A 13,359-nucleotide genomic window follows, 5' to 3' on the forward strand; every position below is an offset into this window, starting at 1 on the left:
ATGTCGACGCACAGCCGTTCTTCACTTCTATATGCCGGTTCGCTCCTGGTGTTACTCGCCGCCGCGGGTGGCCTCGGTTACTGGATGTCGATCAGCAGCCGGCTGGTCGAGGGGTTGTCGATGGGCAACGGGCGCCTGGAAGCCACCGAGGTGCAGATCGCCAGCAAGACGCCCGGGCGCCTGGCCGAGGTGCTGGTGGATGAAGGCGACAAGGTCAGCAAAGGACAACTGCTGGCGCGCATGGACACCCGCACCCTCGAAGCCCAGCGCAATCAGGCCGAAGCCGAAGTCCTGCGCGCCCGGGAGAATCTCAACGCCGCTCAGGCCAATGTGCAGTTGCGTCAGAGTGAGCTGCTGCTGGCCCAGCAAGAGCTCGGCCGCTCGCAGTCACTGTTCAAGCACGGTTACGTCAGCGCGCAGATCATCGATCAACTGCAGTCGCGAATTGGCACCGGCAACGCTGCGGTGACCGCAGCCCGCGCCCAGGTATCTGCCGTCAGCGCAACAATCGGCGCAGCGCAGGCGCAGGTGGCGCAGCTGACCAGCGAAATCGACGACAGCCTTCTGCGCGCGCCGATTGATGGCGTGATCCAGCTACGCATGGCCGAACCCGGCGAAGTGCTGGGTGCCGGCGGCCGGGTCTTGTTGCTGATCGATCCCAACGACCAGTACATGAACCTCTATCTGTCAGCTGCGGTGGCCGGGCGCCTGGCCGTGGGCGACGAGGCGCGCGTGTTGCTTGATGCCTTGCCCGATAAACCGCTGCCGGCAAAAATCAGTTTCGTCGCGGCCAAATCGCAATTCACCCCCAAAGAAGTCGAGACCCGCGACGAGCGACAAAAACTGGTGTTCCGCGTCAAGTTGCGCCTGACCCAGCCCAGCGCCGTGCCACAGGCCAAGCCCGGCATGCCCGGCGCCGGCTATGTGCGGATCGCACCTGTCGAATGGCCGGCCAATCTGCAATGAGCAGCCTTGCGGTTCAAGCGAACGGTATCGCCCACCGCTACGGCAAACAGCAAGCGCTGAAGGAGATCGCCTTCAGCCTGCCCGCCGGAACCCGCTGCGGGTTGATCGGCCCCGATGGCGCGGGCAAGTCCAGCCTGCTGGGGTTGATCGCCGGCGTGAAAACCCTGCAACAAGGGCAACTGCAAGTGCTCGGAGGCGCGATCCAGGATCGCCGGCATCGCGACACACTCTATGCACGCATCGCCTTCATGCCGCAGGGCCTGGGCGGCAACCTGTACCCCGAGCTGTCGATCCGCGAGAACATCCAGTTCTTCTCGACGCTGTTCGGCCTGTCCAGGGCTGAAAGCGAGCAACGCATGCACAGCCTGCTGCTCGCCACGGATCTGCTGAAATTTGCCGAGCGCCCCGCCGGCAAGTTGTCCGGCGGCATGAAGCAGAAACTCGGGCTGTGCTGCGCGCTGATCCATGAGCCCGACCTGTTGATCCTCGATGAGCCGACTACTGGCGTCGACCCGCTCTCGCGCCGGCGTTTCTGGGAGCTGGTCGACGATGTGCGCAGCCAGCGCCCGCAACTGACGCTGCTGGTCGCCACGGCGTATATGGAAGAAGCCGAGCAATTCGAGCATTGCCTGATGCTCGACGCCGGCCAGTTGATCGCCACCGGCCTGAGCCGCGAGCTGGCGGCCGTCACCCCCAGCGGCAAACTCGATGACGCCTTTACCCATTTCCAGGGTGACAGCCAGCACGACGCTCAACCGCTGGTGATTCCACCGCGCACCGGCAACAGCAACGACATCGCCATTCAAGCCCACGACCTGACGCTGCGCTTCGGCGATTTCACCGCCGTGGATCACGTCAGTTTTGCCATTGGGCGTGGCGAGATTTTCGGTTTTCTTGGCTCCAACGGCTGCGGCAAGACCACCACCATGAAAGTCCTGACCGGGCTGATGCCGGCCAGTGAAGGCAGTGCAACGCTGCTCGGCAACCCGGTGAACGCCAAGGATCTGGCCACGCGCAAGCGGGTCGGGTTCATGTCGCAGAGCTTTTCGCTGTATGGCGAACTCAGTGTGCGACAGAACCTCGAACTGCACGCGCGGCTGTTCGACCTGCCCAAAACCGAGAGCGCACAGCGCATCGAGGCATTGATTCAGCGCTTCAATCTGCTCGCGGTCGCCGACCAGCCATCCGGGGCATTGCCATTGGGCCTGCGCCAGCGTCTGTCGCTGGCGGTGGCAGTGCTGCACCGCCCGGAAGTGCTGATCCTCGACGAGCCGACCTCCGGCGTCGATCCGGCAGCCCGCGATGACTTCTGGCGACTGTTGATCGAGTTGTCCCGTGAACAAGGCGTGACGATCTTCCTCTCCACGCACTTCATGAACGAAGCGCAGCGCTGCGACCGCATCTCACTGATGCACGCCGGCAAGGTTCTCGCGTGCGATACCCCGGCGGCACTGCAACGCCAGTTCGCTGGAGAGACGCTGGAAGCGGCCTTCGTCACCTGCCTGGAACAGGCTCAGGGCGCTCAGGCATCGGCGCCTTTAACCGAGCCGCAGATGGCGCCGCCGACCGCAGCGACAACCCCGCTGCCCCGCCACGGTTTCAGCCTCGGTCGCCTGCTGGCGGTGGCCCGTCGCGAAGGCAAGGAACTGCTGCGCGACAAGGTGCGCATGGCGTTCGCACTGGCGGGGGCGATTTTCATGATGGTGATTTTCGGCTACGGGATTTCCCTGGACGTGGAAAACCTCGCGTTCGCCGTGTACGACCAGGATCAGACGCCGCAGAGCCGGGCTTATCTTGAGGCGTTTCGCGGCTCCCGCTACTTCGACGAACAGCCGGCCATTCACGATCCACAGGAGCTGCACCGGCGCCTGCAACGCTCGGAAATCAAACTGGCACTGGAAATCCCCCCCGGATTCGGCCGCGATTTGTACGCCGGGCGCCAACCCGCTGTGGCGGCGTGGCTGGATGGCGGCATGCCGTTTCGCGCCGAAACCAGCCGCAACTATGTTGAAGCCGTGCACCTGGCCAATCTGCAACAACTGGCCGAGCAAAGCAGCCCCGCACTGGCCCACCCGGCGGCCGCCAGTCTGCAAACCCGCTTTCGCTACAACCAGGACGTGGTCAGCGTCAACGCCATCGGCCCCGGGGTCATGGCGCTGATCCTCGCCTTCATTCCAGCGATGCTGACGGCGTTGGGCATCGTGCGCGAAAAGGAGTTGGGCTCGATCACCAATTTCTACGCCACGCCCCTGACCCGTTTGGAGTTTCTGCTGGGCAAGCAGGCGCCGTACCTGCTGGTCAGTCTGGTCAACCTCGCGGTGCTGGTGGCGATGAATCGCTGGTTGTTCGGCGTGCCGTTCAAGGGCAGCCTGCTGACGCTGGCATTCGGCGGCCTGCTGTACGTGCTGGCGACCACCAGCATGGGCCTGCTGATTTCGGCGTTCACCCGCACACAAATCGCCGCGATCCTCGGCACCATGATCATCACCAGCTTGCCGACCATCCAGTTCTCCGGGCTGATCGTGCCGCGCTCGTCGCTGGAGGGTGCGGCTGCGGTGATGGGTATGCTGTTTCCCGCGGGGCACTTCCTCGACATCGCGGTGGGCACGTTCACCAAAGCGCTGGACGTGCGTCAGCTGTGGCCGCAGTGCCTGGCGCTGTTCGGGTTCTTTGTCGGGTTCACCGGGCTGAGCCTGATCATGCTGAAAAAGCAGGAGGCCTGATGCACAAGTTCGCGCACATCCTGCGCCTGGGCCTCAAGGAACTGACCAGCCTGCGCCATGACAGCGTGTTGCTGCTGTTCCTGTTCTACGCCTTCACCGTGGCGATTTACATGCCCGCCGCCGGCTCGGTGATCGGCGTGCACAACGCCAGCGTGGCGATCGTTGACGAAGACCACAGCGCCCTCTCGCGCCAGTTGGCCCAAGCCCTGCAGCCGCCGGAGTTCCAGACGCCGGTGCTGTTGCCTTACCCTCAGCTGGACCAGGTGATGGACAGCGGTCAATACACCTTCGTCATCAACATCCCGGCGGGCTTTCAAACCGATCTGCTGGCGGCGCGGCAACCGGCGATTCAGGTCAATGTCGACGCCACGGCCATGAGCCAGGCATTCATGGGCGCTGGCTACATTGGCCGGATCTTTCAACGCGAGTTACTCGACTATGCAGGTCAGGGTGAAGCAGCGACCAAGGCGCCGCTGCTACTGACTACTCGCGCGCTGTTCAACACCAATCTGGAGGGTGGCTGGTTTCTGGCGGTGATTCAGATCGTCAACAACATCACCATTCTGGCGATCATCCTCACCGGCACGGCGCTGCTGCGCGAACGCGAACACGGCACGCTCGACCATTTGCTGGTGCTGCCGCTGACGGCGCTGGAAATCATGCTGGCGAAAATCTGGAGCAACCTGCTGGTGGTGGTGCTGTGCACCTGGTTGTCGCTGGAAGTGGTGGTCAAAGGCCTGCTGGATGTGCCGTTGGCTGGCTCGATGAGCCTGTTTTTGCTGGTGACCGCGGTTTATCTGTTTGCCAGCACCGCGCTGGGCATCTTTCTGGCGACGCTGGCGCGTTCGACGCCGCAGTTCGGCCTGCTGGCGATTCCAGTGATCATCCCGATGTTGCTGCTGTCGGGCGGCAGCACACCGCTGGACAGCATGCCGCAATGGTTGCAGTGGGTGATGCAGGGCTCGCCGTCCACGCATTTTGTCAGCCTCAGCGCCGCGATTCTGTTTCGCGACGCCGGGCTGAGCGTGGTCTGGCCGGACTTGCTGGCGCTGACGGCCATCGGCCTGCTGTTCTTCCTCATTGCGCTGGCACGCTTTCGCAAGAGCCTGGCGTCCTGAACAGCCGCCAGCGTGGTTACTGAATGATCAGGTTGTTGAACAGCAGATCTTCAACCACCGGCTTGCCGGTCTCGTCATTCATCACTTGCTGGGTCTGCTTCAGGGCTTCCTGACGCAGCTTTTCCTTGCCTTCGATGCTGCCCATCGCCTCGGTGGTCTGCTGAGTGAACAGCGCCACCAGTTGATTGCGGATCAGCGGCTCGTTGGCCTTGACCAGTTTGGTCGCCTCTTCACCGGTCACACGCAGCGCCACGTCGGCCTTGTAGACCTTCAGCTTCGGCGTGCCGTCCAGCCCGTAATTGCCCACGAACGGCGGGCTCAGGGTGATGTAATTGACTTTCGGCGCCTCGCCTTCTTTGGCTTCTTCGGCCAGCGCTGCCACAGGCAGAGACAGGGCCAGCAACAACATGATCCACGCTTTCACAATTCGCTCCTTATCCGGTTTGCGGCCTAGCATAACGACCCGCCGCGCAAGCACAAGCTTATGGCTGACTATCAGGGCCGGGCATGCTCGTTGACCCGTTGACTGACATACCTACACTTATCGGCCATCACTCCCAAAGGAATAGCCCTGATGAAAGCCGTGCTGTGCAAAGCCTTCGGCCCTGCCGAATCGCTGGTGCTGGAAGACGTCGCCAGTCCTGTCGCGAAGAAGAACGAAATCTTGCTGGAGGTGCACGCCGCCGGGGTCAACTTCCCGGACACGCTGATCATCGAGGGCAAGTACCAGTTCAAGCCGCCGTTCCCGTTTTCCCCCGGGGGCGAAGCGGCTGGGGTGGTCAGTGCTGTCGGTGAAAAGGTCAGCCATCTGAAAGTGGGCGACCGGGTCATGGCCCTGACCGGCTGGGGCAGTTTCGCCGAACAGGTCGCGGTGCCGGGCTACAACGTGCTGCCGATCCCGCCGTCGATGGATTTCAACACCGCCGCCGCGTTCAGCATGACCTACGGCACTTCGATGCACGCCCTCAAGCAACGGGGGAACCTGCAACCGGGCGAGACCTTGCTGGTACTCGGCGCTTCGGGCGGCGTCGGCCTGGCGGCAGTGGAGATCGGCAAAGCCATGGGCGCCCGGGTCATTGCCGCCGCCAGCAGCGCGGAAAAACTCGCCGTGGCCAAGGCCGCCGGTGCCGATGAACTGATCAACTACAGCGAAACCAGCCTCAAGGACGAAATCAAACGCCTCACCGACGGCCAGGGCGCCGACGTGATCTACGACCCGGTCGGCGGCGACCTGTTTGACCAGGCCATTCGCGCCATCGCCTGGAACGGCCGCCTGCTGGTGGTCGGCTTCGCCAGCGGACGCATCCCCGAACTGCCGGTCAACCTCGCGCTGCTCAAAGGTGCAGCCGTGCTCGGCGTGTTCTGGGGCTCCTTCGCCCAGCGCCAGCCACAGGACAACGCAGCGAACTTCCAGCAACTGTTCGGCTGGTTCGCCGAAGGCAAGCTGAAACCGCTGGTGTCGCAGGTGTACCCGCTGAGCAACGCGGCGCAGGCGATCAACGATCTGGGGCAGCGCAAGGCGGTGGGCAAGGTGGTGGTGCAGGTGCGCTGAGTTTTTCCCGGCCGGCGCCCCTTGGAGCCGGCCCGGATTGCGCCAGGCAGCAACACAGCTTCACTCTCAGTGGCGCTGGTTATCAAAGCAACTCACGAACCTCTCCCGGCAGAAAACTCATGTATCTCCGCATGGGGGCCTCCCGGCAGCCTCTGACGATCATCGGTACGCGCCGATTCATCCTGGCGATGATTGCCAGCCGTTGATCATCGGCCAACTGACTCTTGTGGATCGCGTTCGAAAGGTAAGCGCGGGTGTAATGAAACACGTCCGCGTCGACCCAGGCGTACTCAGGCATGTTCCTGAAACTGCCATTGATGACATGACACTTCACTGACTTCAGCCACTGATTGAGGTGGATCGGCTCGTCCCGGCCCAGTCGAAAGAGCATCGGTGCCACCACGGGCTGTTCTGCAGGCCGCCCGTCTTCAGCCGTCCAGGGCTTGAAGCGCCACTGTGTTATCGCGTCTTTGACCGCCTCAGCCAGATCAGGGTGATCACTTTGCACAATGCTGATCGCGCTGACCGAACCATCCGCCTTGACGACAAAACTGACCCTGACTTCGCCTTCGACCCCGGCCCTGTGCAACAGCTTCGGGTAAATTGGCTTGGGATTGTTTTCCGGTATGAGTAACCCTTCCGCTGCCAGCGCAAGACTGAAGATCGTCAATAAAAGCCCAGCAAAGAACCACCGCATGATCTCGCCCCTTCCCGATTGAGATGCCTGTCCGGCAACAACAGAAAGGTTACGGAGCACTGCCTGTTAACTGAATGGCGCAGCTTCGCTATTGAATGCAGGACATTTCCTGATCCTGACAAGAAAACAGGCGAACGCCCTGCGCAACGGGCTTCAGGTACATTTTCTGACGGATGTTTAGCCGCCGCTGGTCGCTGCCGCGTCGCCCGGCAACAGATGTTCCTGCACCTTCAGGCTGCGAGACGGAATCAGCCGTCCCTTGTCATCGAAGCGCAAAACGATCAGCCAGTCGAAGACCTCATCCGGCCATTTTTCCTGGCCCATCAGCGCTGTGGGATCGCCACCAAAGGCCTTGAGCAGTTTATTGATGTGGCCGTGGTGCCAGGCGATCAGCACCGTTTGCGCCTGATTGCTCTTGCGCAACAGTTTGACCAATTGATGCAGATCGCCATTGACGTAGGGCTGCTCGATCGCGAGGTTCAGGCGTTGGGCCAGCGGGGTCAGGGTCAGGCGCGAGCGCGAACTCTCCGGGGTGTCGCCGGCAGCGATCAAACGCTGGGGCGTGAGTGTCTGGCCGTCGAGTTTCAGCGGATTGAAATAGTCGACGTAGGCGGCCGCGCGTTGCTCGCCTCGGGCATTGAGCACCGATCCTGTATCCGGTTTTTCCGCATGACGGATGATCAGCACCGTAGCGTTGCGCAGGCCGGAATGGGAAGGATGATCGGTGACGATCAATGTCAGCAGCACAACGGCGAGCCCCGCCGCCACCAAGAACCTCGGCACCAACATGCGAACCTTCAGGGCCATTTCCTATCTCTGCTGATCAATTGGCTGAACGGGCCGCGAGTCTATGCCACACCCTGTTGATAAGTGGTGAAAACGTCCTGTTTTTACAGCTGAGCGACAGGTTCGTAAAAGAACATGCGACTTCCAACATTTTCCGCTGTTTTGCCGATGCGAACCGGTGCTATTTTCGGTAACGAAACTGTAACATTCGCATCCGCAGTCAAAACAAGAAATCTGGAGCTCTTGAATGTTTGCTTTCTTTCGTCCTGCCGCACATCAGGCTCCATTGCCTGAAGAAAAAATAGACAGCACTTACCGACGCCTGCGCTGGCAGATCTTCGCCGGTATTTTCTTTGGCTACGCGGGTTACTACCTGCTGCGCAAAAACTTCTCGCTGGCCATGCCGTACCTGATCGACGAGGGCTACAGCCGTGGCGATCTGGGTCTGGCGATGTCGGCCATTGCCATCGCCTACGGTCTGTCGAAGTTCCTGATGGGCCTGGTCTCCGACCGTTCCAACCCGCGTTATTTCCTGCCGTTCGGCTTGCTGGTGTCGGCCGGGGTGATGTTCATTTTCGGTTTCGCGCCGTGGGCGACGTCCAGCGTGACCATGATGTTCATCCTGCTGTTCATCAACGGCTGGGCCCAGGGCATGGGCTGGCCGCCGAGCGGGCGCACCATGGTGCACTGGTGGTCGCAGAAGGAACGGGGCGGCGTGGTCTCGGTGTGGAACGTGGCGCATAACGTCGGCGGCGGTCTGATCGGCCCGCTGTTCCTGATCGGCATGGGCCTGTTCAATGACTGGCACGCAGCGTTCTACGTCCCGGCAGCGGTAGCGCTGGGCGTAGCGGTGTTTGCCTTCATCACCATGCGCGACACCCCGCAATCGGTCGGTCTGCCGCCGATCGAGAAGTACAAGAACGATTACCCGGAAGGCTACGACGCCAGCCACGAAGACGAATTCAGCGCCAAGGAAATCTTCGTCAAATACGTGCTGCGCAACAAAATGCTCTGGTACATCGCCATGGCCAACGTCTTCGTCTACCTGCTGCGCTACGGCGTACTGGACTGGGCGCCGACCTACCTGAAAGAAGCCAAGCACTTCGACGTCGACAAGACTTCGTGGGCTTACTTCTTCTACGAGTGGGCGGGCATTCCGGGCACGCTGCTGTGCGGCTGGATGTCGGACAAGATCTTCCGTGGCAACCGCGGCCTGACCGGCATGGTGTTCATGGCACTCGTGACCGTGGCGACGCTGGTGTACTGGCTGAACCCGGCCGGCAACCCGACCGTGGACATGATCGCGCTGTTCTCGATCGGTTTTCTGATCTACGGCCCGGTGATGCTGATCGGTCTGCAGGCGCTGGAGCTGGCACCGAAGAAAGCCGCCGGGACGGCAGCAGGCTTCACCGGTCTGTTCGGCTATCTGGGCGGTTCGGTCGCGGCGAGTGCGGCGATGGGCTATACCGTTGACCACTTCGGCTGGGACGGTGGTTTTGTCCTGCTGGTGGGCGCTTGCCTGCTGTCGATGGCCTTCCTGGCCCCGACGCTATGGCACAAGCAAGTCGCCAGTCAGAGTCGCGAAGCCGTCGCCTGATCGGCTTTTGCCTGACAGCGCTTGAGCCGCGCCTCCAGATTTCGATCCGGCATGGCGTGGCTGCGCAGGGCGTGGGCGGTCTGCTCGACATAATCGCGAGTGGTGCCGTAGCGCCCGCAAGCGCTTTCGAACACCTGACTCAGCACATGATCCGGCAAGTTGCCGGCATAGCTGGGCAGGTGTCGCTCCAGAACAAACCCCAACGCCTGAACCTGACTGCCATCTTCGAGCCGGCAGTTCAGCCAGTGCGGGCGATAGGACGGGAACGGCATCTCGCGTTTCCACAGCGCGTACAGCGCAGCGTCGAGATTCTCTTCCGGCAGCCGATAGGCGAAGCCGCTGCATGAACCGCCACGATCCAGACCGAACACCAGCCCGGGCATTTCCGGCGTTCCACGATGCTCATGCGACCACAGGTACAAGCCGCGATGGTAACCGTGGACTCGCCCGCGCACCCGCTCTACCGCCGTGCACTCCGGGCGCCAGATCAGCGAGCCGTAAGCAAACAGCCACACCGGCCCACCCTTGTGGCGCGCCATGGTCGATTGCATCGAGACGAGAAGTTGTTCGTGGGTCAGCTGCGGCCCCAGATCGAGCCGCGGAGGGTAAGCCAGATTCACAAAAGCAGATTCAATGGCTGTCATGACGGAAGTGTTCGGCCCCGCAAGTATTACAAGATGTAAGCACAATTCGCTTGATAGAACATATAGCAGTAACTGTAAAACGAAAAGTGCTAAAGGATGTATGACCCGCCTGACAACGATAATGCGGGATCATCTGCCCGGTTATCCGGTTTTATATAGCCTAATACCCTTGCAGCAATATCTTAAATACCCGAATGAAATATGCATAAGCCTTCGCTTGTTCAGGTTTCGTTCATGAAGGCGCGGGAAACTTCCTACTAGAATGTCGGACTTTCTTTCTTCTCCGTCGCTGAACGCCTACGTATAACGGCCTTCCTCTGGCGCAAGCCATCCCGTTTAACCGAGGCTGCACAATGAACATCCCAAGACTTCTGACCGTATTGCTGATGACTCAGACCGGCCATGCTTTGGCCGCGGACGATGCGCAGGACACGGGCTTCTGGTATGCCCAGACCAGCGTCTACACCCGACATTATTCGCCTGACCCCGAGCACAATAATCATCAGGACTTGATCGGCATCGAACGCAATCAGGCTTCGGGCTGGGTCTTTGGCGGGGCAACTTTCCGTAACTCGTTCCGCCAGCGCTCGAACTACGCCTATGCCGGCAAGCGCTATGACAGCCCTGAGTATCCGGTGTATTTGAAAGTCACGGGCGGGCTGTTGCAGGGTTATCGCGGTGATTACAAGGACAAGATCCCGTTGAACCGCTATGGCGTTGCGCCAGTGATCATTCCGTCCGTCGGGACTCACTACGGCCCATTGGCTGCCGAGCTGGTGTTTCTCGGCGCCAATGCGGCGATGGTGACTAGCGGTGTACGTTTCTAGGGACGGGGCTCAAGATCGCGGCGCGTAGGCAAATACGTCCGCGCGCATCTGGTGCGCATCCATGCCCGCTTCCACCAGCGCATCCAGCGTGCCGTAGACCATCGCCGGCGAGCCGCTGGCGTAGACGTGCAGGGCCTTCAGATCGGCGAAGTCCTCGCACACGGCCTGGTGCAACATCCCGCAGCGCCCTTCCCAACCGCACTGGTCGCTGACCACTTTGTGCAGGAACAGATTGGGCAGCTTCAGCCATTCGTCCCAATGCTCGATGTCGTAGAAATCTTCCGGGCGGCGCACACCCCAGTACAGATGCACCGGGTGCTTGAAGCCGTTGGCGCGGCAGTGTTCGATCAGGCTGTGAATCTGGCCCATGCCGGTGCCGGCGGCGATCAGCACCAGCGGCCCGTCAGGCAATTCGGCGAGGTGGGTGTCGCCGAACGGCAGTTCGACGCGCACCAGCGGGTTGCGCTGCAGTTGCTCGATCAGGCTCAGCGCACTGGCCTCACGGGCCAGCACGTGGATTTCCAGATCCCGTCCGCCGTGCGGTGCCGAGGCCATGGAGAACGCTGACTTTTCACCGTTCTCGCGCTCGATCATCAGGTACTGCCCGGCGTGATAACGCGGTGGCTTGCCGGCCGGCGCACGCAGGCGCACGCGCCAGGTGTCGCCGCCGACGTCCCGGCATTCGATGACCTGACACGACAGGCTGCGCACCGGCAGTTCTCCCAGCGCGAGCACGCCATCCCACAGCAGGACGCAGTCTTCCAGCGGCTCGGCTATGCAAGTGTAGAACTCGCCGTGGTCCTGCACCTTGCCGGCCTGTTCGACCCGGCCTTCCACCAGCAGCGCCGCACACACGTGGCAATTGCCGTTGCGGCAGCTTTGCGGGCAGTCGTAGCCCAGGCGCCGCGCACCATCGAGAATCCGCTCACCGGGCCGTATCTCAAGCACCGCTCCGGAGGGCTGCAGGGTTACACGCATCAATCTATTCCTAACTGATTCCAGATGGCATCGATCCGCTGGGTGACGGCGTCGTCCTTGACGATTACGCGGCCCCACTCGCGAGTGGTTTCGCCCGGCCACTTGTGGGTGGCATCCAGGCCCATTTTCGAGCCCAGGCCCGAGACCGGCGAGGCGAAGTCGAGGTAGTCGATCGGCGTGTTGTCGATCATCACCGTGTCGCGCTTGGGGTCCATGCGCGTGGTGATGGCCCAGATCACGTCGTTCCAGTCGCGGGCATTGATATCGTCGTCAGTGACGATAACGAACTTGGTGTACATGAACTGTCGCAAAAACGACCAGACACCGAGCATCACGCGCTTGGCATGCCCCGGATACGACTTCTTCATCGTCACCACGGCCATGCGGTACGAGCAGCCTTCCGGCGGCAGGTAGAAGTCGGTGATCTCCGGGAATTGCTTTTGCAGGATCGGCACGAACACTTCATTCAGCGCCACGCCGAGAATTGCCGGTTCATCCGGTGGACGGCCGGTGTAGGTGCTGTGGTAGATCGGTTTGATCCGGTGGGTGATGCGCTCGACGGTGAACACCGGGAAGCTGTCGACTTCGTTGTAGTAACCGGTGTGGTCGCCGTACGGGCCTTCATCGGCCATTTCGCCCGGATGGATCACGCCTTCGAGGATGATTTCGGCAGTGGCCGGCACTTGCAGGTCGTTGCCACGGCACTTGACCAGCTCGGTGCGATTGCCGCGCAACAGGCCGGCGAAAGCGTATTCGGAGAGACTGTCCGGCACCGGCGTCACGGCGCCGAGAATGGTCGCAGGGTCGGCGCCCAGCGCCACGGAGACCGGGAACGGCTGGCCCGGATGCTTCTCGCACCACTCACGGAAGTCCAGCGCACCGCCACGGTGGCTGAGCCAGCGCATGATCACCTTGTTGCGGCCGATCACTTGCTGACGGTAAATACCGAGGTTCTGGCGCTCCTTGTTCGGGCCCTTGGTGACGGTCAGGCCCCAGGTGATCAGCGGACCGACGTCGCCGGGCCAGCAGGTCTGCACCGGCAGCATCGCCAGGTCGACGTCGTCACCTTCGATAACCACTTCCTGGCACACCGCGTCCTTGACGACTTTCGGTGCCATCGAAATGATCTTGCGGAAGATCGGCAGCTTCGACCACGCGTCCTTCAAGCCCTTCGGCGGCTCCGGCTCCTTGAGGAAGGCCAGCAGCTTGCCGATTTCGCGCAGTTCGCTGACCGACTCGGCCCCCATGCCCATCGCCACCCGCTCAGGGGTGCCGAACAGGTTGCCGAGCACCGGAATGTCGTAGCCGGTGGGTTTCTCGAACAGCAGGGCCGGGCCCTTGGCCCGCAGTGTGCGGTCGCACACTTCAGTCATTTCCAGCACCGGCGAGACGGGAATCTGGATGCGTTTCAACTCTCCGCGCTGCTCAAGCTGCTGCACGAAATCCCGAAGATCCTTGAATTTCATTGACG

At 61.7% G+C, this 13,359-nt stretch carries 12 protein-coding genes; 6 read left to right on the forward strand and 6 right to left on the reverse strand.

Going from position 1 to position 13,359, the window contains the following annotated elements; genetic code table 11:
* The 3 genes from B1722_RS10030 to B1722_RS10040 are packed head-to-tail and all read left to right on the forward strand — an operon-like array spanning nt 1 to nt 4,807.
* Nucleotides 1-966, forward strand: a complete 966-nt coding sequence (locus B1722_RS10030) for an HlyD family secretion protein (RefSeq protein ID WP_041072069.1) — start codon at nt 1-3, stop codon at nt 964-966.
* Nucleotides 963-3,689: a ribosome-associated ATPase/putative transporter RbbA gene (gene rbbA, locus B1722_RS10035; RefSeq protein WP_041072067.1), complete on the forward strand. Its 2,727-nt coding sequence runs from the start codon at nt 963-965 to the stop codon at nt 3,687-3,689. Before B1722_RS10030 ends, rbbA begins: the two co-directional genes overlap by 4 nt.
* Nucleotides 3,689-4,807, forward strand: a complete 1,119-nt coding sequence (locus B1722_RS10040; RefSeq protein WP_041072065.1) for an ABC transporter permease — start codon at nt 3,689-3,691, stop codon at nt 4,805-4,807. The genes rbbA and B1722_RS10040 overlap by 1 nt, the downstream gene beginning before the upstream one ends.
* Before the next feature lie 16 nt (nt 4,808-4,823).
* Here the strand turns inward: B1722_RS10040 and B1722_RS10045 are convergent, their stop codons facing one another.
* Complete coding sequence (locus tag B1722_RS10045) at nt 4,824-5,231, reverse strand: flagellar basal body-associated protein FliL (protein WP_027610485.1); 408 nt, start codon at nt 5,229-5,231, stop codon at nt 4,824-4,826.
* A gap of 150 nt (nt 5,232-5,381) precedes the next feature.
* On the opposite strand from B1722_RS10045, the gene B1722_RS10050 reads away from it, so the two are divergent.
* Nucleotides 5,382-6,359 carry an NADPH:quinone oxidoreductase family protein gene (locus B1722_RS10050; RefSeq protein ID WP_086792362.1) on the forward strand — a complete coding sequence of 326 codons (978 nt, stop codon included), beginning with the start codon at nt 5,382-5,384 and terminating at the stop codon, nt 6,357-6,359.
* 82 nt (nt 6,360-6,441) lie between these two features.
* Here the strand turns inward: B1722_RS10050 and B1722_RS10055 are convergent, their stop codons facing one another.
* Nucleotides 6,442-7,056 (reverse strand): energy transducer TonB, encoded by a 615-nt coding sequence (locus B1722_RS10055; RefSeq protein WP_086792365.1) that lies wholly within the window; start codon nt 7,054-7,056, stop codon nt 6,442-6,444.
* Between the two features lie 177 nt (nt 7,057-7,233).
* Nucleotides 7,234-7,863, reverse strand: a complete 630-nt coding sequence (locus tag B1722_RS10060) for a flagellar basal body-associated protein FliL (RefSeq protein ID WP_086792366.1) — start codon at nt 7,861-7,863, stop codon at nt 7,234-7,236.
* A 226-nt stretch (nt 7,864-8,089) separates the two neighbouring features.
* Here B1722_RS10060 and glpT point away from each other — a divergent pair, with 226 nt between their 5' ends.
* Nucleotides 8,090-9,439, forward strand: coding sequence for a glycerol-3-phosphate transporter (gene glpT, locus B1722_RS10065; protein ID WP_003229323.1), 1,350 nt, complete (start codon nt 8,090-8,092; stop codon nt 9,437-9,439).
* Here the strand turns inward: glpT and B1722_RS10070 are convergent.
* A complete protein-coding gene (locus tag B1722_RS10070) occupies nt 9,415-10,083 on the reverse strand; it encodes a gamma-glutamylcyclotransferase (protein WP_041072057.1) in 669 nt (222 codons plus the stop codon). The genes glpT and B1722_RS10070 overlap by 25 nt on opposite strands.
* A 353-nt stretch (nt 10,084-10,436) precedes the next feature.
* On the opposite strand from B1722_RS10070, the gene B1722_RS10075 reads away from it, so the two are divergent.
* Complete coding sequence (locus tag B1722_RS10075) at nt 10,437-10,910, forward strand: hypothetical protein (protein ID WP_041072056.1); 474 nt, start codon at nt 10,437-10,439, stop codon at nt 10,908-10,910.
* Between the two features lie 9 nt (nt 10,911-10,919).
* On the opposite strand, the gene B1722_RS10080 is transcribed toward B1722_RS10075, so the two are convergent.
* Entirely contained in the window at nt 10,920-11,888 is a 969-nt protein-coding gene (locus B1722_RS10080; protein WP_041072054.1) for a CDP-6-deoxy-delta-3,4-glucoseen reductase, read from the reverse strand.
* On the reverse strand, nt 11,888-13,354 hold the full coding sequence (gene ubiD, locus B1722_RS10085) for a 4-hydroxy-3-polyprenylbenzoate decarboxylase (RefSeq protein WP_007968427.1): 1,467 nt from the start codon (nt 13,352-13,354) through the stop codon (nt 11,888-11,890). Before ubiD ends, B1722_RS10080 begins: the two co-directional genes overlap by 1 nt.
* Nucleotides 13,355-13,359 lie beyond the last annotated feature (5 nt).

Origin of the sequence: Pseudomonas sp. SCPG-7, assembly GCF_002156405.1 — a bacterium.
Classification (GTDB): domain Bacteria; phylum Pseudomonadota; class Gammaproteobacteria; order Pseudomonadales; family Pseudomonadaceae; genus Aquipseudomonas; species Aquipseudomonas parakoreensis.

Bases quoted from the DNA above. Each gene is read 5' to 3' on its own strand.
- B1722_RS10060 (WP_086792366.1), bottom strand. From the start codon at position 7,863: ATGGCCCTGAAGGTTCGCATGTTGGTGCCGAGGTTCTTGGTGGCGGCG.
- B1722_RS10075 (WP_041072056.1), top strand. From the start codon at position 10,437: ATGAACATCCCAAGACTTCTGACCGTATTGCTGATGACTCAGACCGGC.
- rbbA (WP_041072067.1), top strand. From the start codon at position 963: ATGAGCAGCCTTGCGGTTCAAGCGAACGGTATCGCCCACCGCTACGGC.
- B1722_RS10055 (WP_086792365.1), bottom strand. From the start codon at position 7,056: ATGCGGTGGTTCTTTGCTGGGCTTTTATTGACGATCTTCAGTCTTGCG.
- glpT (WP_003229323.1), top strand. From the start codon at position 8,090: ATGTTTGCTTTCTTTCGTCCTGCCGCACATCAGGCTCCATTGCCTGAA.
- B1722_RS10080 (WP_041072054.1), bottom strand. From the start codon at position 11,888: ATGCGTGTAACCCTGCAGCCCTCCGGAGCGGTGCTTGAGATACGGCCC.
- ubiD (WP_007968427.1), bottom strand. From the start codon at position 13,354: ATGAAATTCAAGGATCTTCGGGATTTCGTGCAGCAGCTTGAGCAGCGC.
- B1722_RS10030 (WP_041072069.1), top strand. From the start codon at position 1: ATGTCGACGCACAGCCGTTCTTCACTTCTATATGCCGGTTCGCTCCTG.
- B1722_RS10050 (WP_086792362.1), top strand. From the start codon at position 5,382: ATGAAAGCCGTGCTGTGCAAAGCCTTCGGCCCTGCCGAATCGCTGGTG.
- B1722_RS10070 (WP_041072057.1), bottom strand. From the start codon at position 10,083: ATGACAGCCATTGAATCTGCTTTTGTGAATCTGGCTTACCCTCCGCGG.
- B1722_RS10040 (WP_041072065.1), top strand. From the start codon at position 3,689: ATGCACAAGTTCGCGCACATCCTGCGCCTGGGCCTCAAGGAACTGACC.